Raw genomic sequence first — 20,487 nt, 5'->3', positions numbered from 1 at the left:
ACATAATTGTAAGCCGCTTTTCCCTTATTCCTTAATATTTACCCCATATTCTTTAAACCAAACGTGAATTTGTGCTAAATGAGCTAAAAGCTGTGGCCCAGTCATCAATTGACCAAACCATGGTGTTTGAAATGCACTGCCGCCAGACTGAATTAATCCGCTCAACTGCTCTTTATCAAACAGTTCGTGTAAAATTGAACCTTTATCCGTTAATAGATTTTGAAGCCATACTGTTACTGCTTTTGTATAGTGCGGATTGTGCGTTTTCGGATAAGGACTCTTCTTTCTATATAAGATGTCATGTGGAAGTACACCTTCTAACGCTTTACGTAATAGACCTTTTTCGCGGTTTTTATACATTTTCATTTCCCAAGGAATATTCCACGCATATTCGACAAGACGATGATCTGCAAATGGAACACGTACTTCTAAGCTCGCTCCCATACTCATGCGGTCTTTTCTGTCTAATAATGTTGTCATAAACCATACCATATTTAAATAAAATAATTGGCGTCTTCTTGCTTCTAGCGGACTTTCCCCCTCTAAAATAGGAACTTCTTGAATCGACTCTTCATAGCGCCTTTGTACATATTGTTGTAAATTTAATTTATTTCTCCATTCTTTTTTTAGAAGTTGTTCACGTGCCTCTGTAGAACGCATCCACGGAAATGCACTCGATTGTAAATCATCTTCTCTATAAAACCACGGATATCCACCAAATATTTCATCTGCACATTCTCCAGATAAGCCAACGACAAAATCTTGTTTAATTTCTCGGCAAAACCATAATAATGACGAATCGATATCTGCCATACCAGGCAAATCACGAACGAGTACTGCTTCAGTTAAATACTCTGCTAATTTTTCATTCGAAATGACGCAGCGATGATGGGTTGTTTGAAATGTCTCAGTCATTAAATTAATAAACGGAGCATCTGAATTTGGCTGGAATGCATTCGCTTTAAAGTATTTGTCATTATCTTCGTAATCAATAGAATACGTGTGTAATTGCCCTTTTCCCAATCTCTCATATTCTTTCGCTGCAATAGCTGTAATAGCGCTCGAATCTACACCACCCGATAAAAAAGTACATAGTGGTACATCAGAAACAAGCTGTCTTGTAATAGCATCTTGTAATAAAAAGCGCGTTTTCTCTACTGTTTCTTCAAAAGAGTCTTCATGTTTTTTACTTTCTACATTCCAATATCTCCATATACATAAACCGTTCTTTGAAAATGTCATCGCATGACCTGGACGCAATTCTTTTATACCAGCATAAATACCGTGGCCAGGCGTTCTTGACGGTCCGAGCCCGAATATTTCTGATAATCCTTCTAACGTTACTTCCGCCTTCACATCTGGATGCGACAATATCGCTTTTAACTCCGAACCAAATAGTAAGCGTCCGCTATCATATTTATAAAAAAGTGGCTTTACACCTAATCGATCTCTCGCAATAAATACTTGTTCTTTCTGTTCGTCCCATACTGCAAACGCATATATACCGTTTAAATGATCGACACATTCTTCTTTCCATTCAATATAAGAAGCTAATAATACTTCTGTATCAGAATGACCTTTGAACGTATATCCTCTTCTTAATAATTCCTTTCGAATGTCTTCTGTGTTATAAAGTTCACCGTTATAGCAAATGGCGTAATTCGTTTCATCTTTTAAACAAGTCATCGGCTGTTTACCGCCCTCAGGATCCACAACGATTAACCGCTTATGCCCAAATGCGACATTTCCTTTAATCCAAACTTTATTATCATCCGGCCCCCGTTTCGCTAACGTCTCAGCCATCTTCGTAACGACATCTCTTTCTCCTTCTAATGAGCGTTTATAATCCACCCATCCTGTAATCCCGCACATATAAATCATCCTTCCATCTTATTTCTTTTCTTGAACGTGCAGTAATCCCCACCCTAAGAGTGCGGATCAAAAAATGAAAAACTTGACGATAACCTACTATCCACATATGGAATAGCATTCTCACTCAGTAAAACGTGTTTTATTGTATGCCCACCTATGTCTAGATGTGTCTAGTTATAAAGAACGCACGAACTGTCTATAACAGGAATAACTACTTTTCATAAAGGAGAAATCGTGTATGATACAACGTAAACATATTTTATATAATCAGCCCCGTGCTCATACAGTCGGTAATGTAGAATATATAAACAATGAGTGGGTATTCTTTGATGATGAAAATGATGAAGCGTTTTTATTAGAAGATATTGCCGAAGATGGGTTTGAAATTTTGTATAATAACAATTGGCTACCAGCCCGTTTCTATGAACAAGATGTATTACAAATCGCCAACGAGCAACGCCATTTGCAAAATGGTGAAATGATACGTATTCGAAAAAAGTTACTTCTTAGCTATAATGAATGGCTGGAGGAATTACCTGACTCTGTCTTCACATTATTAACCGAATCATTGCAATCACTTCACTACTCTTTATATGATTGCATGTATTGTCATAATTATTTATCTTTCTTACCGCAAGAGGAGTCACGCGAAGGAGTAAATATTCTTTTGTTTGATAACGAAGAAATGATCTGTACACTGCAGCACCATTTCGTCCGTCACACTACGTCAAATAAAAATATGTTCCGTTTTACGAAAGTAAATGGAGAAGAGTTGCATATCGATGCGACATAAAGTGAAACTTTAATCAGTGGGGTAGCCCACTGATTATTAGCCTTCACCAATCTGATGTTTACGGGATAAAGTAAAAAACCACCTTATAATCTCCCAAGTCTTTGAGATTATAAGGTGGCTTTATTTTTTATTAGAATACTTTCCAGCCAATCGGTAATTTCAGCCCAAGGTAAAATACTGCTACTAGCGCAACAATAAATAAGCCCCAAACCGCCCCTGTTGGTTTTTTTTTGCTCATTTTCACAAGAACCATTTCCATTCCACCGATAACTAAAATACCAGCTAACATTTTTAAGCCATACCACATGTGCATGCTACCTGTTGCTGTCTTCACAATACTCATGTACAACATGAAGCCTGTCACAATAATAATGATATACATTAGGCGAAGCCCCATATGTACACCTTTCCCTTTTCTTCCTGCTGAATAAAGTGAATACGCAACGAAGAATAAAATTAAACCTAACGCCCATGCTGTAATATGCATATGTACCATCGTATCCCTTACCTCCTCTTTTCACACTTTTTCACTCTATATGATAACATGTTCATTTATTTTCAGGAAATGTTTCGCTTTTTTACATTTAAATGCTATAATATTTAGAGTATTTACAAACTTCTTGTAATAACAAAAGGGGGAACAATCATGATTCAAACTAAGGATATTATCGAACTTACAGACACATACGGAGCAAATAACTATCACCCACTTCCAATCGTTATTTCTAAAGCAGAAGGTGTTTGGGTAGAAGATCCTGAAGGAAACCGCTATATGGACTTATTAAGTGCATATTCTGCAGTAAACCAAGGTCATCGTCACCCGAAAATTATTAACGCTTTAATTGACCAAGCTAATCGTGTTACGTTAACTTCTCGTGCTTTCCATAGCGATCAATTAGGTCCTTGGTACGAAAAAGTTGCGAAACTAACTAATAAAGAAATGGTACTTCCAATGAATACAGGTGCTGAAGCTGTTGAAACTGCAATTAAAACAGTTCGTCGCTGGGCTTATGATGTGAAGAAAGTAGAAGCAAACCGTGCTGAAATCATCGTTTGTGAAGATAACTTCCACGGACGTACAATGGGTTCTGTTTCTATGTCTTCAAATGAAGAGTACAAGCGTGGATTCGGTCCAATGCTTCCTGGCATCGTTGTAATTCCTTACGGTGATTTAGAAGCATTAAAAGCCGCAATTACACCAAACACAGCAGCATTCATTTTAGAGCCAATTCAAGGTGAAGCAGGAATTAATATCCCACCAGCTGGTTACTTAAAAGAAGCTTTTGAAGTATGTAAAAAAGAAAACGTTTTATTTGTAGCAGATGAAATCCAAACTGGCTTAGGCCGTACTGGTAAAGTATTTGCTTGTGACTGGGACAATGTAACTCCTGACATGTACATACTTGGTAAAGCACTTGGCGGCGGTGTGTTCCCGATCTCTTGCGTAGCAGCAAACCGCGACATTTTAGGTGTATTTGAGCCAGGTTCTCACGGTTCTACATTCGGTGGTAATCCACTTGCATGTGCTGTTTCTATCGCGGCTCTTGAAGTGTTAGAAGAAGAAAAATTAACAGAGCGTTCTCTTCAATTAGGTGAAAAATTAGTTGGGCAATTAAAAGAGATTGATAACCCAATGATCACTGAAGTTCGTGGTAAAGGTTTATTCATCGGTATCGAATTAAACGAGCCAGCTCGTCCTTACTGTGAACAACTAAAAGCAGCTGGTCTACTATGTAAAGAAACACACGAAAATGTAATTCGTATCGCACCACCTCTAGTAATCTCTGAAGAAGATTTAGAGTGGGCATTCCAAAAAATTAAAGCTGTATTATCGTAATGATAGAGAGGTTGTCCGACATGTTGGGACAACCTCTTTCTTTTTATATTCATTTATATTAAGATGAAATTGTAATTTTCTGTATTTTAAAATCGTAAAGGAGGTGCGACATGCTATTAAGATATGGTAAACATATTAACTATTTAGCTACAGCTTTTATTTTAGTTACATTCTTTGGTTTCCTACTTTCCACAACATGGCTTACTCACTACTCAACTCCTACTACATTCACACTACTGAAAGCATCATTTTGGACTGCTGTTATTCTTACTATCATTGGTTTTGGACGAGAAAAAAGCGCACTTACGGTTATACTATTTGGCATTTGTACACTTGCATTCATTGGTCTTTACACTTTTTCCGTTATTGATTACCTCTATAACCCAAGGCCATAAAAAAGAGCTATCTTTTAACAAGATAGCTCTTTTCTTCACTTCACTACATTTCGCAAAGTACCAATTCCTTCTACTGTAATAACCACTTCATCACCAGCATGTAAAAACTTCGGTGGTGTGAAACCTTTTCCGACACCAGCCGGGGTTCCTGTTGCGATAATATCGCCTGGTTCTAAAGTCATTCCTTTACTTATCGTTGAAATAATTTCTTCTATTGAAAAAATCATTTTATTTGTGTTGGAAGTTTGCCTTACTTCTCCATTTACTACCGTTTCAATGTGTAATGCATTCGGCGCATTAACCACCGATTTATGAATTAAATACGGTCCCATCGGACAAAATGTATCGAAGCTTTTCCCAAGGAAAAACTGTTTATGTTTTCTTTGAATGTCTCGAGCTGTTACATCATTGATAATCGTATAACCAAAAACATGCTCAAGCGCTTTTTCTTTTTTTATTTGTTTCCCTCGCTTACCAATAATGATAGCTAATTCTCCTTCGTAATCTAGTTCGTCCGTTGCATGAGGGTGACCATTAATTTGCTCATTTATGCCAATAACTGTTGTTGGTGCTTTCGTAAAGATCATTATATTTTCTGGAATAGACTCTACTCCGCCCATTTCTACCGCATGCTCACGATAGTTTTTTCCAACACACAAAATATTCTTTCTTGGCCTTGGAATCGGCGCTAATATTTTCACCTCTGTTAACGGATAATACGCCGCTTCCCCGTTCTCTTTTGCCCAATTTACAATTTCACATACTTTCTCAAAGCATTCAGTCCCTCTTTCAATACACTCTAACATTGTAATAGGGATTGTAACCTTTTCCCCTTTTTGTCTTTGCGCTTCTCTTAAGTGTAATACCTTTTCTTCTTCTTCATCTACAATACCTACAAATACCTTTTCTTCTTTCTTCGCCGTTACAAAACGCAATATTTCCACTCTCCATCCTAAAACTCATACCCTTTAATTGTATTCGCATCCGCAAGAAAAAAACCTTCTCATGCACGCTAATTTTTACAATATTCTTCTCATCCCCTATTCGTTACCCCTTTATCATTTGGCATAAAATGTAGAAATTTTACTTTTTTTAGCGAATGCATTTCTTTTTTATGAAGTTTTTGTATAATATGTACTACATATATACTAAAAATTTCATTTAGAGATGGAGCCGATTTCAATGTTTGAGCAAGCGATTGAAAAAAAACGTGAAAAAATGATTTATTTTGCTGAACGCTATGGAATGACTTCTCAAAAAACAGTGGATTGTAGCCAAGAACTGGACAGGCTCTTAAATGTAATTTGTCATGTACATACGGATTTACACCCTAATCAAACGTTCAAAACACACACGCAATAATGCGTGTGTTTCTTTTATTTCAAAAAAATACACATTTTATTGGAAACGCCCATACAATAGTAGAAAAGAAAATTTTAAAAGCGAAGGGTGTTTTGTATGCCAGCTATGGTCGGACATATTCGTATCGTCAATATTGGATCAAGTGGTATTTTTCATATTGGAGATGTATTTGCGATTAGGCCTATTAGTTACTCACGTGCTTTCGCCGGGGCCGGCTCTTTCAACGTTGGAGATAATGTTTCTGTCTACAATTATCAAAGTGCAACGACTGTCAACGATTCAGATGTAATCGATCAAGCGATAATTGGCTCAACTTAAAGGAGGCAATTGCATTGAATTTTTATGTAAACCAAAGTATCATCATCAACAGTATTAAAATTGATAGCATTACAACCTCTTCTGTGTTCCAAATTGGTACTGCCGGAAGTATTAAAGCCCTATCTAAATTTTCAAATACGGGCGGATTTACGGAACCGCTTCGCCCATTACAGGCAAAAGGACAAATTATTTCTATCAAACCATCAACTAGTTCTTCTTAAGACATCCTTGTCATAAATATATAGCAGGAATATTTTTACCCTCCCTATTGAAAAGGAGGTTTCACAAATGAATCAAGATATATATACTTACTTACACCAACTTCAACAAGCTCTTCAAACACAACAAGCAGCCATCCTGAATTTAGAAGATCAAGTGCGCCAACTCCAAGAAGAGCTTAACGAATTAAAAAATCGCCCCTCCTCTTCTGTAGGAAAAGTGGAATACAAATTCGATCAATTAAAAGTCGAAAATTTAAATGGTACTTTAAATATTGGTTTAAACCCATTTTCAGCAAAAGGACAACAAATTGAAGATTTTCAAGTGGATACAGAAACATTGAAGGTAAACCCTGAAACCGAAACAAACCCAGACTTTTATCAAGGTATCCTCCAAGAAATGCATCGATACTTAGATGAAGAAGCATATAATCGTATTCTCCATTTTGAACAAGAAGAGAGAACACCGCTTGATGAAATGTATCGACAAATGATGGTGGATGACATAAAAAAACAGATGGAGCATCGACTCCCTTATTATTTATCACAAGCGCAATCATATGAAGGTATTTCAACAGATCCAGATTATTTACGAGATATCATTATTCAGGCAATGAAACAAGATATTGACAAAGCCTTTCTCTCCTTTATTCAGCACATACCGGGAAATTTCCGAAAGGAGTAAGTAGGTATGAACCTTAACGTTGTAAACCGTGAGTTAAAAGTCGGACAGATTAAAATGAACGGTGTATCGTCGTCCGCACTCTTTTTAATTGGAGATGCAAATCTCCTCATTCTATCTTCTATTCTCGATACACCATTTGAAACAGTTACAGAGGGTCCATTTGTACCATTAGTAACAGATGTCCCTCCTACTCCAGGTTAAGGAGACTGAGAAATTATGTTGCATCATGTGTCTATTGTCCAAAATGTTTCTATTGTTTCGTTAGGGATTGCTGCCGTATTTCAAGTTGGAGATGCAAACCAAATGGAATTAAAAAGTAGAGCTATTGCCGTCCACCGTGAAATTCCTTGTTATATACGGGGAGAAGGTCGCTTTGATGCTTTTGAAATCTTTACAGATGAACACATTACAATTCCAAAACGAACGACAGATGTAAAATTAAATATTGTAAATGAATGCCCTTTTATTGAAGTGAATAACGTTGAATTGCGCACACTTTTAAACTCTGGTGGATTTCAAATTGGAAATGTTGATTATGTTTTTAATAACTCTCGTATTATGCAAATCCGCCAATATATTACAGATGAACCTTCCGCACAATAATTCATATAGTAATTACAAAGTTTAGTAAAGTAGGTGGATGGATATGCCTTCTGTTGTTGGAAATCTCGTCGTTCAAAACAGTAACGGTTCTTTCAATTTAGGAGATTTTTATAACGTTTCTCCGAAAGAAAACACGAAAGCTTATAACGGATCCGGAGCTTCCAATGTTGGATTTGTCGTGAATACGTTTAACGGTGTTAGTGCAACGAATACATTTGATTCTGATGTGGCAGATCAAGATCAGATTGGAACAGCGTAAAAAAAGTAGGAGATATTCTCCTACTTTTTTCTTTTATCTAATTCAAAATTATTAAAATGAAATTTTAATAAGCAAGAGCTTTACAGTCCACAAATAGTGGTATAAACAAGTAAGTAGTGAAGAGGCACTATTTCATTTTATTTAAATGATAACCCACTCTCCTCCAAAGCCTTCCTAAGCTTCGGCAAAGACGCAGGTCCCATACCATGCAGTTTTAAAATTTCTTTTTCACTATATTTTGAGAGTTCTTCTACAGTTTGAATTCCACGGTGCTCTAATGCCCTTCTTGCTGGCGCTGAAAGAAGAGAGAGAAAACCTTCTTTTGGTTTTCTCTCTTTCTCACAGACTGGGCAAGTTGGACAATCGCTACTTTTATAGTACTCGTGTCCCTGTTCACAAGTTCTTAACGTTTTTTCCGTTACCATTTTCAAGCCCCTCTATTCTTCAATATTTACAACGTGATTCCCATCAAAGAAGTATAAACATTTCTCTTTTACAGGATGTTGTAAGCTTTTCTCCAGTGCTTTTGCATATAACGAAAGCTGCACTTTATATCGATCTTCTAAAATTGGTTTCGCTTGTTCGAATCCGCCTGGGAATTTCCCTTCAATCGTATCTGTTTTGAAGTCGATTAACGTAATGCCATCTTCCTCTTCAATCATGCAGTCGATAACCCCTTGGACAAGAATCATTTCCCCGCTCTTCCCTTGCCAATCTTGATATGTTTCTTCTGCTGCAAGCATCATCGTAAATGGTACTTCACGCTCAACACTTTTCGCCGCTAATACCCTTTTACCTAAGTCACTGTCAAAGAATGAAATTACTTTTTCAATCGCTATTTCTTCCGCCTGCTCGAATGTTAATAATTCCTTATTTACCATTCCAGCAATTTGCTCTTGAAGAACTTCAACCGTAATCGGCTTCTTCAAATCAACATGCTGCATAACGGCATGGACTGCTGTTCCGCGCTCTGCGTACGTTAACCCTTTTTTCTCCATAAAGCGCGGGCGTGTTTTAATTGGTGCACGTAGTTTTTTAATAAAGGCGTTATCGCTACCTTCTTCAGATTGATAATTTCTCTTTATTTCTGTAACAGATTGCTTCGCACGATGAGATGTCGCATCCTCATATCCGTACTTCCACATTAATCTGTCGTACACTTCTTCTTTCCGTTCACTTTGCAGGGGAACAGCCTTTTTCTCACGAAGCGCTTCTAACAATTCTTGTTTCTCTTCTTGAACTGGCTCTGGTGCAAGTAGTGTGTTACCGTCCACAACTTCTACTTTCCAGCTAGTGTCATATCCGTAAATTTCATCTGGAATACTTCCTTGTCCTAATTCAAGAAGCATTTCACTATCACGGTGTCTATATAATGAAGGTGCAATCCAGTCTAAATAACAAGACGCTCCGGCACGTATGTGATCTGGTAATAACCATTCACTATGTTCCCTCGCATCAAGCCATTTTTCCATTTCCTTATTTGCATCCTTAACTGTTCCGATTAAAATTAACTTCTCTTTCGCACGCGTCAATGCTACGTATAGTACGCGCATTTCTTCCGCAATTAATTCCATTTTCATTTTACGCTTAATCGCAAGCTGTGATAATGTTGTATATTTAATTCGTTTACGCGGATCGATAAATTGCGAACCGAAACCGAAATCTTTATGCAATAAGAAACGTTTCATTAAGTCTTGTGTATTAAAACGACGACCGAGTCCAGCTACAAATACGACCGGGAACTCTAGCCCTTTACTTTTATGAATCGTCATAATGCGAACAACGTCTTCTTGTTCACCTAGGGCTCTCGCCGTACCCATATCATCACCGCGTTCTAAAATACGTTCAATAAAACGTAAGAAGCGGAATAACCCTCTAAATGATGTTGCTTCATATTGTCTTGCACGGTCATATAGTACGCGTAAGTTTGCTTGTCTTTGCTTTCCAGCTGGTAAACCGCCAACGAAGTCGTAATAACCTGTCTCACCGTACACTTTCCAAATTAAATCAGAAAGTGATTGTTGACGTGCAAATTCACGCCATCCTTGCAGTAAGTTATAAAACCACTCTAATTTATCATGAAGTTCTTGCTCCTCTTCAAGCGGTGCCCCTTTTAAGAATGAGCTCATTACTTCATAAAACGAGCCTTTCTTTCCATGAGCACGAAGCGTTGCAAGTTCTTCATCGCTCAATCCAACGATTGGGGAACGAAGTACAGCAGCAAGCGGAATATCTTGCATCGGATTATCAATAACGCGGAATACGTTCATCATAATATTTACTTCCGTCGCTTCAAAATAACCAGTCGCGAGGTCAGCGTATACTGGAATTCCTTGTAATTTTAACTCTTCCATAATTTGCGGGGCCCACGGCATGGAGCGAAGTAAAATAACGAAGTCGCGGTATTGTACTGGGCGCATACTATCATTTTTACGGTCATACACTTCATAACCTGAATCAACCATCGCTTTAATGCGCTGCGCCATAAGACGAGCTTCAAGCTGTGCTTTTTCGACTTCTGCACCTTCTTCACCGTCTATTACTTCTTCTTCCGTTTGCTGAATACATAATAATTCTGCTGCTACATCTTCATCTTCTGGATAGGTAGCACCTAGCTTTAGTTCGGCGTCAGCATCGTAGTCAATTTCCCCAACTTCTTCGCCCATAATTTGTTTAAAAATAAAGTTCGTACCTGCTAGTACTTCATGACGACTACGGAAGTTTTTCGCTAAGTCAATCTTCATTCCGCCGCCTAATCCTTCTTGTGTGAAGCGTTTATACTTTCCTAGGAATAATCCTGGTTCTGCTAGTCGGAAACGATAGATCGACTGCTTCACGTCACCAACCATGAACAAGTTTCCTTCACTCTCAGAATCTTTCGTTACGAATTTAATAATCGATTCTTGTACGAAATTCGTATCTTGATATTCATCGACTAATACTTCAGCAAATTTATTACGATATTGGAGCGCCACTGCTGACGGATTCATTTCACCATTTTCACTTTGTTCACTTAAAATTTGTAAACAGAAATGCTCTAAATCTGTGAAATCGACCATTCCTTTATCTCTCTTCATCGCTTGGAAACGCTCTGTAAATACTTTTACAAGTTGAACAAGCTTTTCTAATACTGGGTGCATATCTTGAAAATCTCGTAAGAAACTTTCAGGTTTGCGGCTAAATAACTCTTCTTGTAATTTCTTCACTTCATCTTTCGCTTTATTACGAAGAGAATCTACTTGTTTTACAACATCTTCATTGTAATCACTTTTCTTAATACGCTTTAACGTTTGCCACGATACGTTTTGCATCGCTTCATACACACTTGTCCACGATTCACGAGCAGCTGATGATAGCGTTCCAAGTAATGCTACATCTGCTTGCAGGGTTTCAATGCGAGGCGCTGGACCGTCAGGAAGCATTGCGAGTTCAGTTGCCTTACGAATATGCTGTTCCGCTGTTTCAAGCTGGAATTTCACATCTTCTAATAAATAAGAAGCATACACTAAATCTTCAATTGTCTTTCCTTCTACGTCATATGCTTCTACTAATTTATCAAGCCATTTTTCCGGATTTGGATGCGCTCTTGACTCTGTATGAAGCGCTAAAATCATACGTTGCAAGTCATCATCACTACGGTCACTCGTATAACGATCAACAAGTTCAAAGAAGATTGTATTATCTTCGATTCCGTACTCTTCTTCTAATATGTCATCTAGCACTTCTTCTTTTAACAATTCATTTTCTGTTTGATTCGCAATACGGAAACGAGGATCAACATCAAGCATGTAGTAATATCCTCTAATTACTTGTAAACAAAATGAGTGAATTGTTGAAATGGAAGCTTTATTTAATAGGCTCAGCTGCTTTCTTACGTGTTGAGAACCTGGTTCATCAATTAATACCTTTTCTAACGCTTCCCCGATTCGTTTTTTCATCTCTTGCGCTGCTGCATTCGTAAATGTTACAACGAGCAGGCGGTCGACATCGACTGGATTCTCTTCATTAATAATCTTTTTAATAATACGTTCAACTAATACTGCTGTTTTACCTGATCCAGCTGCAGCCGCAACTAAAATATCACGCCCGTTCGCTACAACAGCTTTCCACTGGTCATCTGTCCATTGACTACCTTCTGGTTTTTTAGGACAATTTTCTATCATTCTCCGCCAACCTCCTCTCTTATTTTCTCCATCGCTTCGCTATCTTTCATATCTTTTAACGATCGGAACTGATTATCTTCCAGTGACTCATCAAATTGACAAACAGACTTGAAGTTACAGAACGTACATGCTGCTTTATTTCCCATTTTATAAGGAGCAATATCGATAACACCTTCTGTAATATCTTTTCCGATATTTTCAAACGTATGGTGTACATATTTTTGCAGTACGTTAAACTCTTGCTCACTTGCAATACTTGAACGCGCACTAAAGCTACCGTCTTTTTTCAGGCCAGCAGAAATAATATCTGAGCTTCCTGTTGAAAGTTTGTTATCCATTAAACGAACAACGTCAGCATCTCCTAATACGAGTCCTTTCATTTTAAATTTCTTTAAAATTTCTTTTTCAATTTCAGCTTCAGATGCGTCACCTTTCATCTCAACGATTGGGTTATGAATATGGAAATACAATACACCAGCTGGTGATGCTGCGTGGCCTTTTTTCATCCACGTCTGTGCATTCGAAGTAACGACATCTAAATACGTTAACATTTGAAGTGCTAATCCGTAATACACTTCCGTTAAATCTAACGCTTTTGAACTTGATTTATAATCAATAATACGTAAGAACGTCCCGTTTTCATCTTCTGCCTTATCAACACGGTCAATACGACCGACTACTTCCATCTTCACACCATTTGGTAATGAGAATTCCATCGGCGGAAGTGATCCTGTACCACCCATACCGAACGGCACTTCTAAATCAACTGGTACGAATCCGCTTGACTTCGCATGTTCACGAAGAATGATTGAAGTACGGAAAATGATTTGTTGTAGTTTTTGTTTTAAATAGAAATGACGGTTTGAACTTAATAAAATTTGTCGTTGTAATAACGGTGCGATTTCTTCTATTACTAAAACAGAAAGATGCTCACACTCTTTTATGGATAAATCCGCCCAAGTACGGTTTTCACGCAATAACTTGTCCGCAATTTTCTTTAATGCCGCATGGAATAATTCGCCGATGTCTGGCGCATCAAGCTTGAAAATATCACGCTCTCTAAGCGATAAACCGTGCTGCGCAAAATGAGCGTATGCACAACGGTTAAATAGTTCCATACGAGAGACACTTCCTTTAATTATATCTCCGTATAAATCTCTACTTACTGCTGTACTTAATTTCTTCGCACGATTTCGATAGAATAAACTTGATAAGACGCGGCTGCTTTTTTGTTTCCATTCATCTGAAGTTACGTAGAAATTATATACGTCCCACCAAAAGTCTAAATTCCCTTCAAATCCGTATCGCTTCCACGTTTGTAGTTGCTGCATAACGTAAGATAACGTTACTTCTGGCGTTGCTACGTATGAAATTTGTTCTGAACGTGATAAATCGTTTACATCATTCGTAATAAATGAATCTTTCACATTAGGGAACATTCTTTTTATTTTCTTAATAAAGCTAGACGCAAGTAACGTCTTTCCTTCTTCATCTGCAAGCGGGCATGAAATGTATAGCTTCTCAGATGCTCTCGTTACCATTTGATACATAACGAACTGTTCTTCTAACAAAGTTTGTCTCGTCGTTGGCCCTAATTCAATCCCTGCTGCACCAAGAACTTCTCTTTCTTCATCAGAAAGCATACCTTCGTCCATAGGTGCTGCTGGAATAACACCCTCATTTACACCTATAATAAACGTTGCTTTCACGTCAGATAATCTGGAGTGATCAATATTAGCAATTAACACTTGGTCTAATGACGGCGGAATGTTAGCAAATTGAAGCGCCTCAAGACCAGTCGACATAACGTCCGTAAACATAGAAAGAGACATTTTCTCCTCACCAAGCATCTCTACAAACGTATCAAGAAGGCTCATTACTTCTTCCCATACTTGTTCATGATCTGTCGCAAATAAGAAATCTCCACTTTCTTCTGCACGTATACGTAATTCTTCTAGTTTTTTCGGAACATCCAGTTCTTCTAAAAATAAGTAAACTGCTTCACACATTTGCATAACTGTTCCTGCACGCTTTAACCTTTTTTGCATGCGAATAACAGGTGTTCTTACAACGTCACGTAACCTATTTATTTTCTCTTCCATTTCACGTTCACTGTCTGTGATCATCCCGTTCGTATCATCAAGAGAACGATAACGGCGATACATCCATGGATCCTCTGAAGTCCATCTCTTTCCTTGTACACCGTACGCTAAACAGTAATTTTCAAATTCATCCATTTCTTCACGCATCGTTTCTTTTCTTACGTCTAATGGATATAAAAGCTCTGTTTTCACGCAACGGAACACCGCATCATAACGCCAATTCCCACTAATAATCTCGAGTGCAGAACGAATACATTCTACTAATGGGTGGTGTGACATCGGGCGCTTTTCATCGATGAAGTGCGGGATATTATAATCTGTAAATAACGTTCGCATCACATCGTAATAACTTTCCCCATTACGAAGAAGCACTGCAATATCCCGGTAACGATATTTTTCATTCGCAACAAGTTTACGAATTTCACGCGCAACACCTTCTACCTCCGCTCGTAAATTCGCAGCTGTACTAATCGTTACACTCGCTTCACCGTTAAATTTTTCATTCGGACGCGCTTCATAATGAGCTTCTAAATGCGCTAATGCCGGAGAATGAAAACGCGGCTGTTCCATAAGTGGAATTGTTTTTTCAATTTCTATTTTCACTTCACGCGCTACTTGTTTTATTTTTTCATACGTTAACGTCGTTTCATAAAATAAATCGAGTTCATTTACTGGCTGCGCTAACGTTTTTTCATCTATCGTTAACGTGATTGTAACTCTCGCTCCGCAAATCATAAGCTGTCTTACAATCTCTAACTCTTGCGGGGAGAATGAATGAAATCCATCTATATAAATTTCCGCACCATTTACATATTCAGACTGCGGAAGCTTTTCCACTAGCAATTGCAGGTAGTCTTCTGAATCTAAGTATTTTCCAATTAAAGCACGTTCAAAATCATCGTATAATAGCTGTAAATCATACACTTTATTCGCTAGTAACTTTTGTTCGGCACTGCTACTATGCGCATCTAATTGTTGCCACATTTCATATACGTTAGATGGCGTTACATTGTAACGTTTAAACTCTGCAATCATACTGCCAAGATGTTCAAAGAAACCGTTTTGCTCCGCTGCTTTTTGGAACACCGATAATCCATCTTTACGAGACTCTACAATTTTACGGAGTAACATATGTACACCAGCTTCATCAATATGAAGACGACTCGCTCCGCCAACTTCTTGCAGTACCTTCCACGCTAATCGTGAAAAACTAAAAACTTGTGCCCGAATAGAACCTCTTACATCCTCACTTCCAATTAACGCCTGCTGCGTCTGGAATGTCATCTGTTCTGGCACAAGATATAATATTGTTTTCCCTCTCGGGCATTGTTTTAACTCTTCTTGCACTTCGCGTAAACAAAGTGTACTTTTTCCACTTCCCGCTCTACCAATCACAAATCGAAGTGACATGTAACCCCACCTTTCACTTACATAACGAACGTTAGTTTGCTACTATAATTGTATTATAGGACACGAAAAAAGACAAACTGAGTTGTTTGCCTTTTTCTATACTTTTATCTATTATATCAACCTTTTGAAAAATTCGTTTGCACCTCTTGAATTGGCCAATATCGCAAATCAACTTTACCGACGACTGTATCAGCTTTTACAAAGCCAAAGTGTCTACTATCCCAGCTCCCGAGCCGGTTATCACCTACTACAAAAATAAACCCAGGTGGCACCAGTTTTTCTTTCGTTAACTCTTCTAATGTAAAGTCACCTGTTAGTTGCCTTCCATTTATCTCTTTCTTATACTTCTCTAAATACGGCTCATCAATAAATTGACCGTTTATATATAACTTATCCTGCTTATATTCAATATGATCTCCAGGTAAACCGATAATCCGCTTTACATAGTCCTCTTTTTTATTCGCATGAAATACCACAACGTCAAATCTGTTCAAGTCCCCAACTTGATAACTCACCTTATTTACAACTAGCATATTGCCATCTTGCAATGTCGGCATCATTGACTTCCCCTCTACAACATACGTTGAAAAGAAAAACGTTCGAAAAAATACAGCTAATAATACACCAATTAAAATTGTTCGTATCCACTCCATGCCTTCTTTTTTCAAAGTTTTCTTCATCTGCTTCTCCCCTTATCCTTTAATACTGAAGCTTTCCTTTACAAAGAAGACTATTCTTAATGTAGTTCTAACTTTACTTCGATTTTCTTACCGACATACCATAAAATAAAAATACCAATCGCTACAATAACTGATTTCACCGGATTATGAATAAATGACATTAAATCATGACCGATATACGTTAAAATAAAAATCATCACAAGTTTTCCGAATGCTAACGCTAGACCAAACTGTTTTACACTAATTCGGGATAAACCAGCGACAACATTTATGAGCGCTGACGGTGTAAACGGAAAACAAAATATAACAAAAATCGGTGCGAATCCTTTCCTTTCAATCCACCCCATTGCTTTTCGTACTCTCTCATGCTTATTTACAAACGAAAAGAAACGACTGCGACCAAAATGGCGGATGATGAAAAAGACAAGTAATGCACCCATTACTGATCCAAGCCATGAATAAAGAAAACCGAGCCAAAAGCCAAATGCAACAGCATTCGCCAGTACAAATACGATAAGCGGTAATGCTGGAATCAACGCCTCTATCATCGGTAAACCAATACCAAGAAGTGGTCCGAACGCTTTATAACTCTCAACAATATGATCCATATTTTCTGGTGAAAAATACTCTTTGATTGTCTGAAAATCCATTCTACACTTTACCCCTTTACTCTAAATACTATCCCTACTGTATCATTGCTTATATGAAAGAGGAAATGGTAGATACGACATATGGAGATGTATTTATTAAAGTTTCCATATCTTTCATAAGAATTCCTTCATTATTTAGCTATGATAATCTATCAATATTCGACAGGACGTGTCGTTCGTTTTGTTATTTAGATTGTTTTTTTGATTTTTTCGGTAAATGAAATTACAATGGGGATTTTGTTGATACCCCGCTTAACTTCTTTGCTTTCGCTGAATTTTGAGGCGGGGTCTTACTGCCCACAAATAACAGGATAAACAAAAAAAGAATGGGGATTCCCCCATCCTTTCACACTTCGCCTTCCTTTACAAAATACACACTCTCATAAGCGGGTCTTAATGTTGATTCCTCTTTTTTATCAACCTCTTTAAAACAAGGATTCCCTTGTTTTTTCCTACGATCTTCATATTCAGTACGTAATTTTGCTGTACGATTTTGTTGATTTTCAAAACTAGTTTTTGATATCTCTAATTTCACAGCAAAGCCATTTATAAATCTAATAATAAGATTTCCATCTTTTAATTCTTTATTACTTTCAATATAAAAATGAGACAACCAAGCACACTCTTTTCTAGAGTAAGAATAGGTAGGGAAAAAATAAAGTTGATCTGCTGGACTAATCGCAATCGGTGCTTTATGTGTAATATGAGTTAACTCTTTCGTTCCTTCTTTTCTGCCTAAGAAACTAGAGCCATGCTTGCGGCAACTTCTTTCTATAATATCTAGAGGTTTTTGAAATACGAAAAAAGAATCATTCATTTCAACGACTCGCGTAACAATTTTCTTTTCACTTAGAATAACAGGAAGTAAGGCCATCGTATTTTTCGTTACAACATAATTTTCGACATAGCGTTCCACTTTACTTTCCATACTCCATTATCTCCTTTTTTCCATTTATATTAGCAGCTGCATATATAATTTTAGCATCTATGAAAAGGAAATAGCTTACAAGTTCCGCTTTTTTACAATTTTTTATCATTTATCAAACATTTGTTAAATAAAAAAATCACCATATAGTAATGATTTAATTTTAAAGTTATAAAAACAGCATTTATACTACCTATAAATATTTATTATCCCTTCCTATTTTCACATCATGAAAACAATTAACTTTGCTATAATTAAAATGTAAATCCAATATATGGAGGGCCACTATGGAAGAAAAAGAGATCCAACCATCGATTCAAATGAAAAATAGTAGCGTCATTATCGTGAAAAACTCAGCTAGTATTATATTCGGTTTATTTTTCATTCTGCTATTCTTTGCCAAACCGTTTCGTAAATCAAAATGTCCAGAATGTAAAAAACGTGAGAAGAAAAAATCAGGACAAGAACAATAAAAGGCCTTCCTTTATGGAATGCCTTTTTACATTCGTAGTATCATTTTATTTATTCTTCTTCCCCCTAAAAAACGACTATATTTTCTTCCAAGGTTCTCTACATCTTTTTTGATTTGTAATATGATCCTTATATAAAACATGAGAAAGAGTATTACTTGTTACCCGCTTTTAATTTTTATTAAACACTTCAAATTTGTACATCTTTATCCATCACTAACAATTCGTTAATTAGTTAACTTTGTAATATAAGTTTTGTATATAATGTCATTCAAAAACACAATATATATAAGTAGCTATTTATAATTACATTGCTTTTTATCGAATTCTAAAAAGGAGTTGTATACTATGGATAAAGAAAATCCATTAAATCAGCAGGTTAATAGCATTCCCTCAGATGCTCTGAATACCCCTAGTAAGGAACAAGAACAACTGTTAGAAACATCATCTCAAAACGTACAAAATTCCAACAACAATGCTAACAAAAAAGATGTTACTCAAGGTCTATCTGGAAAAGATTCCCCTATTTCAATAGAGAATACAAATTTATAGTTATTTACTATCATACGCAGCAAATGCTCTTGCTGAACTAATTCTTCTACAGAAACTAATACGCATTCCAGATAATTTTTCACCCGTTGTAACATAGAAAAAGAGATTTAGATATAAAAACAGGCTCTGAAAAAACTTTCCCCACAACAAAAAAAGGATGGCATTAGCCATCCTTTTTTCCATCATCAACTATAAAATTATAGTTTGATTACGTTTTTAGCTTGAGGTCCACGGTTACCGTCTTCGATTTCGAAGCTAACTTTTTGACCTTCTTCTAAAGATTTGAAACCGTCAGTTTCGATTGCTGAGAAGTGTACGAATACGTCGTTTTCGCCTGGAACTTCGATGAAACCGAAACCTTTTTCGTTGTTAAACCATTTTACTTGTCCTGTTACTGCCATAATTATTTCCTCCTAAGAAAATACAAATTTTAAATTTTTTAGTCTTCCTGTCTAAAAAAAGAATCCACACATTATCAAATACGAAACATAAACTAGTTCTCACATACTTTTTCTCGTTCGTTTTCAGCACTTGATAACATATGGATTGCTTAATTTAACTATTCAACTGACATCATCATAGCACATTAAAATAAAATGTACAATCTTTTTCGAAAATAGAATTTCTAATTTTTAGTATTTCTTATAAAATATACTTATCTCTATTCTAAATAAGGAGGAGTTTATGACCAATAAAATTCCTAGAAAAACATTAAAAAGAATTGAAGAGGATATTGAAAATAATAATCTTGGAAAAGCAAGAGATAGATTGCATGGCCTCATCTTTACATACCCAAATGAATTACATCTTCGAAAACAACTCGGAGATATTTATTATACATTACAATATCCAGAAATGGCTGGACGTTACTGGTATCTAGAAGAGCATAAAACAGATATTATGCATGAATCATGTTTATTATTTGAAAAATCAATGGGAAATAGTCCTCATCATATTGCACGTGCTTTAAAGTTTAAAGGCGATTCTAACCATATAAAAGGTTTGTATAAAGATCAACCTTTATCTTTAGTGCAGAAGAAAGTAGCAGAGGAGTTAATTTATGAGTATAAAGAAACATGGAAAGATAAGCTAGTTCCTTTTGGCTGTCTAGCATTGCTTGCTTCCCTTCTCTTTTCTGCCGTTGTTGGTCTATTCACTATTTGGAATTGGATTTTTTAATCACAGGGGGAATT

The 20,487-nt window shown here is 36.8% G+C and carries 23 protein-coding genes; 13 read left to right on the top strand and 10 right to left on the bottom strand.

Annotation, left to right across the window (positions count from 1 at the left end; genetic code table 11):
* Positions 1 to 24 precede the first annotated feature (24 nt).
* Positions 25 to 1,872 carry an asparagine synthase (glutamine-hydrolyzing) gene (gene asnB, locus DN404_RS10165; protein WP_149215032.1) on the bottom strand — a complete coding sequence of 616 codons (1,848 nt, stop codon included), beginning with the start codon at positions 1,870 to 1,872 and terminating at the stop codon, positions 25 to 27.
* Between the two features lie 238 nt (positions 1,873 to 2,110).
* Between asnB and DN404_RS10160 the strand changes: the two genes are divergently transcribed.
* A complete protein-coding gene (locus DN404_RS10160) occupies positions 2,111 to 2,665 on the top strand; it encodes a DUF2777 domain-containing protein (RefSeq protein ID WP_149215031.1) in 555 nt (184 codons plus the stop codon).
* 130 nt (positions 2,666 to 2,795) lie between these two features.
* Here the strand turns inward: DN404_RS10160 and DN404_RS10155 are convergent, their stop codons facing one another.
* A complete protein-coding gene (locus DN404_RS10155) occupies positions 2,796 to 3,161 on the bottom strand; it encodes a YisL family protein (RefSeq protein ID WP_149215030.1) in 366 nt (121 codons plus the stop codon).
* Positions 3,162 to 3,311: 150 nt separating this feature from the next.
* Here DN404_RS10155 and rocD point away from each other — a divergent pair, with 150 nt between their 5' ends.
* Together rocD and DN404_RS10145 are read left to right on the top strand one after the other, a co-directional pair.
* The gene (rocD, locus tag DN404_RS10150) at positions 3,312 to 4,502 is read left to right on the top strand and encodes an ornithine aminotransferase (protein ID WP_000616658.1); all 1,191 of its coding nucleotides are present in this window, start codon (positions 3,312 to 3,314) and stop codon (positions 4,500 to 4,502) included.
* 110 nt (positions 4,503 to 4,612) lie between these two features.
* Positions 4,613 to 4,897: a hypothetical protein gene (locus DN404_RS10145; RefSeq protein ID WP_149215029.1), complete on the top strand. Its 285-nt coding sequence runs from the start codon at positions 4,613 to 4,615 to the stop codon at positions 4,895 to 4,897.
* Between the two features lie 35 nt (positions 4,898 to 4,932).
* Here DN404_RS10145 and DN404_RS10140 read toward each other — a convergent pair whose 3' ends face one another.
* The gene (locus DN404_RS10140; RefSeq protein ID WP_001213071.1) at positions 4,933 to 5,832 is read right to left on the bottom strand and encodes a fumarylacetoacetate hydrolase family protein; all 900 of its coding nucleotides are present in this window, start codon (positions 5,830 to 5,832) and stop codon (positions 4,933 to 4,935) included.
* 247 nt (positions 5,833 to 6,079) lie between these two features.
* Here DN404_RS10140 and DN404_RS10135 point away from each other — a divergent pair, with 247 nt between their 5' ends.
* From DN404_RS10135 to gerPF, 7 genes are all read left to right on the top strand, one after another.
* Entirely contained in the window at positions 6,080 to 6,259 is a 180-nt protein-coding gene (locus DN404_RS10135) for an aspartyl-phosphate phosphatase Spo0E family protein (protein ID WP_000462841.1), read from the top strand.
* Between the two features lie 96 nt (positions 6,260 to 6,355).
* Positions 6,356 to 6,577, top strand: coding sequence for a spore germination protein GerPA (gene gerPA / locus DN404_RS10130; protein ID WP_001111187.1), 222 nt, complete (start codon positions 6,356 to 6,358; stop codon positions 6,575 to 6,577).
* Positions 6,578 to 6,591: 14 nt separating this feature from the next.
* On the top strand, positions 6,592 to 6,798 hold the full coding sequence (gene gerPB / locus DN404_RS10125) for a spore germination protein GerPB (protein WP_001012508.1): 207 nt from the start codon (positions 6,592 to 6,594) through the stop codon (positions 6,796 to 6,798).
* A gap of 67 nt (positions 6,799 to 6,865) precedes the next feature.
* Complete coding sequence (gene gerPC, locus DN404_RS10120; RefSeq protein WP_001070760.1) at positions 6,866 to 7,480, top strand: spore germination protein GerPC; 615 nt, start codon at positions 6,866 to 6,868, stop codon at positions 7,478 to 7,480.
* A 6-nt stretch (positions 7,481 to 7,486) separates the two neighbouring features.
* Complete coding sequence (gene gerPD, locus DN404_RS10115) at positions 7,487 to 7,681, top strand: spore germination protein GerPD (RefSeq protein ID WP_001052807.1); 195 nt, start codon at positions 7,487 to 7,489, stop codon at positions 7,679 to 7,681.
* Between the two features lie 15 nt (positions 7,682 to 7,696).
* On the top strand, positions 7,697 to 8,083 hold the full coding sequence (locus tag DN404_RS10110; protein ID WP_139849506.1) for a spore germination protein GerPE: 387 nt from the start codon (positions 7,697 to 7,699) through the stop codon (positions 8,081 to 8,083).
* Positions 8,084 to 8,126: 43 nt separating this feature from the next.
* A complete protein-coding gene (gene gerPF, locus DN404_RS10105) occupies positions 8,127 to 8,342 on the top strand; it encodes a spore germination protein GerPF (RefSeq protein ID WP_001141566.1) in 216 nt (71 codons plus the stop codon).
* A 137-nt stretch (positions 8,343 to 8,479) separates the two neighbouring features.
* Here gerPF and DN404_RS10100 read toward each other — a convergent pair whose 3' ends face one another.
* The 6 genes from DN404_RS10100 to DN404_RS10070 form a co-directional block, all read right to left on the bottom strand.
* On the bottom strand, positions 8,480 to 8,767 hold the full coding sequence (locus tag DN404_RS10100) for an RNA polymerase alpha subunit C-terminal domain-containing protein (protein WP_000255728.1): 288 nt from the start codon (positions 8,765 to 8,767) through the stop codon (positions 8,480 to 8,482).
* 12 nt (positions 8,768 to 8,779) lie between these two features.
* A complete protein-coding gene (gene addA, locus DN404_RS10095; RefSeq protein ID WP_149215028.1) occupies positions 8,780 to 12,505 on the bottom strand; it encodes a helicase-exonuclease AddAB subunit AddA in 3,726 nt (1,241 codons plus the stop codon).
* Entirely contained in the window at positions 12,502 to 16,017 is a 3,516-nt protein-coding gene (gene addB, locus DN404_RS10090; RefSeq protein WP_102956175.1) for a helicase-exonuclease AddAB subunit AddB, read from the bottom strand. Before addB ends, addA begins: the two co-directional genes overlap by 4 nt.
* Positions 16,018 to 16,133: 116 nt before the next feature.
* Positions 16,134 to 16,697, bottom strand: coding sequence for a signal peptidase I (gene lepB / locus DN404_RS10085; RefSeq protein ID WP_000751919.1), 564 nt, complete (start codon positions 16,695 to 16,697; stop codon positions 16,134 to 16,136).
* Between the two features lie 56 nt (positions 16,698 to 16,753).
* Positions 16,754 to 17,347 carry a TVP38/TMEM64 family protein gene (locus tag DN404_RS10080; protein WP_000347517.1) on the bottom strand — a complete coding sequence of 198 codons (594 nt, stop codon included), beginning with the start codon at positions 17,345 to 17,347 and terminating at the stop codon, positions 16,754 to 16,756.
* A gap of 346 nt (positions 17,348 to 17,693) precedes the next feature.
* Positions 17,694 to 18,275, bottom strand: coding sequence for a competence protein ComK (locus DN404_RS10070; RefSeq protein ID WP_000444443.1), 582 nt, complete (start codon positions 18,273 to 18,275; stop codon positions 17,694 to 17,696).
* 284 nt (positions 18,276 to 18,559) lie between these two features.
* Between DN404_RS10070 and DN404_RS10065 the strand changes: the two genes are divergently transcribed.
* Positions 18,560 to 18,745, top strand: a complete 186-nt coding sequence (locus DN404_RS10065) for a hypothetical protein (RefSeq protein ID WP_000391373.1) — start codon at positions 18,560 to 18,562, stop codon at positions 18,743 to 18,745.
* Between the two features lie 345 nt (positions 18,746 to 19,090).
* On the top strand, positions 19,091 to 19,294 hold the full coding sequence (locus DN404_RS10060; RefSeq protein WP_000356924.1) for a hypothetical protein: 204 nt from the start codon (positions 19,091 to 19,093) through the stop codon (positions 19,292 to 19,294).
* Between the two features lie 197 nt (positions 19,295 to 19,491).
* Here DN404_RS10060 and cspA read toward each other — a convergent pair whose 3' ends face one another.
* Positions 19,492 to 19,695, bottom strand: coding sequence for an RNA chaperone/antiterminator CspA (gene cspA / locus DN404_RS10055; protein ID WP_000301518.1), 204 nt, complete (start codon positions 19,693 to 19,695; stop codon positions 19,492 to 19,494).
* Positions 19,696 to 19,978: 283 nt separating this feature from the next.
* On the opposite strand from cspA, the gene DN404_RS10050 reads away from it, so the two are divergent.
* Positions 19,979 to 20,473: a DUF6584 family protein gene (locus tag DN404_RS10050; RefSeq protein WP_149215026.1), complete on the top strand. Its 495-nt coding sequence runs from the start codon at positions 19,979 to 19,981 to the stop codon at positions 20,471 to 20,473.
* Positions 20,474 to 20,487: the final 14 nt, after the last annotated feature.

Origin of the sequence: Bacillus sp. TE8-1, from assembly GCF_008368855.1 — a bacterium.
Classification (GTDB): Bacteria; Bacillota; Bacilli; order Bacillales; family Bacillaceae_G; genus Bacillus_A; species Bacillus_A cereus.
This window is presented reverse-complemented; position numbering and strand designations above follow the sequence as displayed.

Excerpts from the sequence above, each read along its gene's own strand:
- asnB (WP_149215032.1), bottom strand. The coding sequence starts at position 1,872 with ATGTGCGGGATTACAGGATGGGTGGATTATAAACGCTCATTAGAAGGA.
- DN404_RS10160 (WP_149215031.1), top strand. The coding sequence starts at position 2,111 with ATGATACAACGTAAACATATTTTATATAATCAGCCCCGTGCTCATACA.
- DN404_RS10155 (WP_149215030.1), bottom strand. The coding sequence starts at position 3,161 with ATGGTACATATGCATATTACAGCATGGGCGTTAGGTTTAATTTTATTC.
- rocD (WP_000616658.1), top strand. The coding sequence starts at position 3,312 with ATGATTCAAACTAAGGATATTATCGAACTTACAGACACATACGGAGCA.
- DN404_RS10145 (WP_149215029.1), top strand. The coding sequence starts at position 4,613 with ATGCTATTAAGATATGGTAAACATATTAACTATTTAGCTACAGCTTTT.
- DN404_RS10135 (WP_000462841.1), top strand. The coding sequence starts at position 6,080 with ATGTTTGAGCAAGCGATTGAAAAAAAACGTGAAAAAATGATTTATTTT.
- gerPA (WP_001111187.1), top strand. The coding sequence starts at position 6,356 with ATGCCAGCTATGGTCGGACATATTCGTATCGTCAATATTGGATCAAGT.
- gerPC (WP_001070760.1), top strand. The coding sequence starts at position 6,866 with ATGAATCAAGATATATATACTTACTTACACCAACTTCAACAAGCTCTT.
- gerPD (WP_001052807.1), top strand. The coding sequence starts at position 7,487 with ATGAACCTTAACGTTGTAAACCGTGAGTTAAAAGTCGGACAGATTAAA.
- DN404_RS10110 (WP_139849506.1), top strand. The coding sequence starts at position 7,697 with ATGTTGCATCATGTGTCTATTGTCCAAAATGTTTCTATTGTTTCGTTA.
- gerPF (WP_001141566.1), top strand. The coding sequence starts at position 8,127 with ATGCCTTCTGTTGTTGGAAATCTCGTCGTTCAAAACAGTAACGGTTCT.
- DN404_RS10100 (WP_000255728.1), bottom strand. The coding sequence starts at position 8,767 with ATGGTAACGGAAAAAACGTTAAGAACTTGTGAACAGGGACACGAGTAC.
- addA (WP_149215028.1), bottom strand. The coding sequence starts at position 12,505 with ATGATAGAAAATTGTCCTAAAAAACCAGAAGGTAGTCAATGGACAGAT.
- addB (WP_102956175.1), bottom strand. The coding sequence starts at position 16,017 with ATGTCACTTCGATTTGTGATTGGTAGAGCGGGAAGTGGAAAAAGTACA.
- lepB (WP_000751919.1), bottom strand. The coding sequence starts at position 16,697 with ATGAAGAAAACTTTGAAAAAAGAAGGCATGGAGTGGATACGAACAATT.
- DN404_RS10080 (WP_000347517.1), bottom strand. The coding sequence starts at position 17,347 with ATGGATTTTCAGACAATCAAAGAGTATTTTTCACCAGAAAATATGGAT.
- DN404_RS10070 (WP_000444443.1), bottom strand. The coding sequence starts at position 18,275 with ATGGAAAGTAAAGTGGAACGCTATGTCGAAAATTATGTTGTAACGAAA.
- DN404_RS10065 (WP_000391373.1), top strand. The coding sequence starts at position 18,560 with ATGGAAGAAAAAGAGATCCAACCATCGATTCAAATGAAAAATAGTAGC.
- DN404_RS10060 (WP_000356924.1), top strand. The coding sequence starts at position 19,091 with ATGGATAAAGAAAATCCATTAAATCAGCAGGTTAATAGCATTCCCTCA.
- cspA (WP_000301518.1), bottom strand. The coding sequence starts at position 19,695 with ATGGCAGTAACAGGACAAGTAAAATGGTTTAACAACGAAAAAGGTTTC.
- DN404_RS10050 (WP_149215026.1), top strand. The coding sequence starts at position 19,979 with ATGACCAATAAAATTCCTAGAAAAACATTAAAAAGAATTGAAGAGGAT.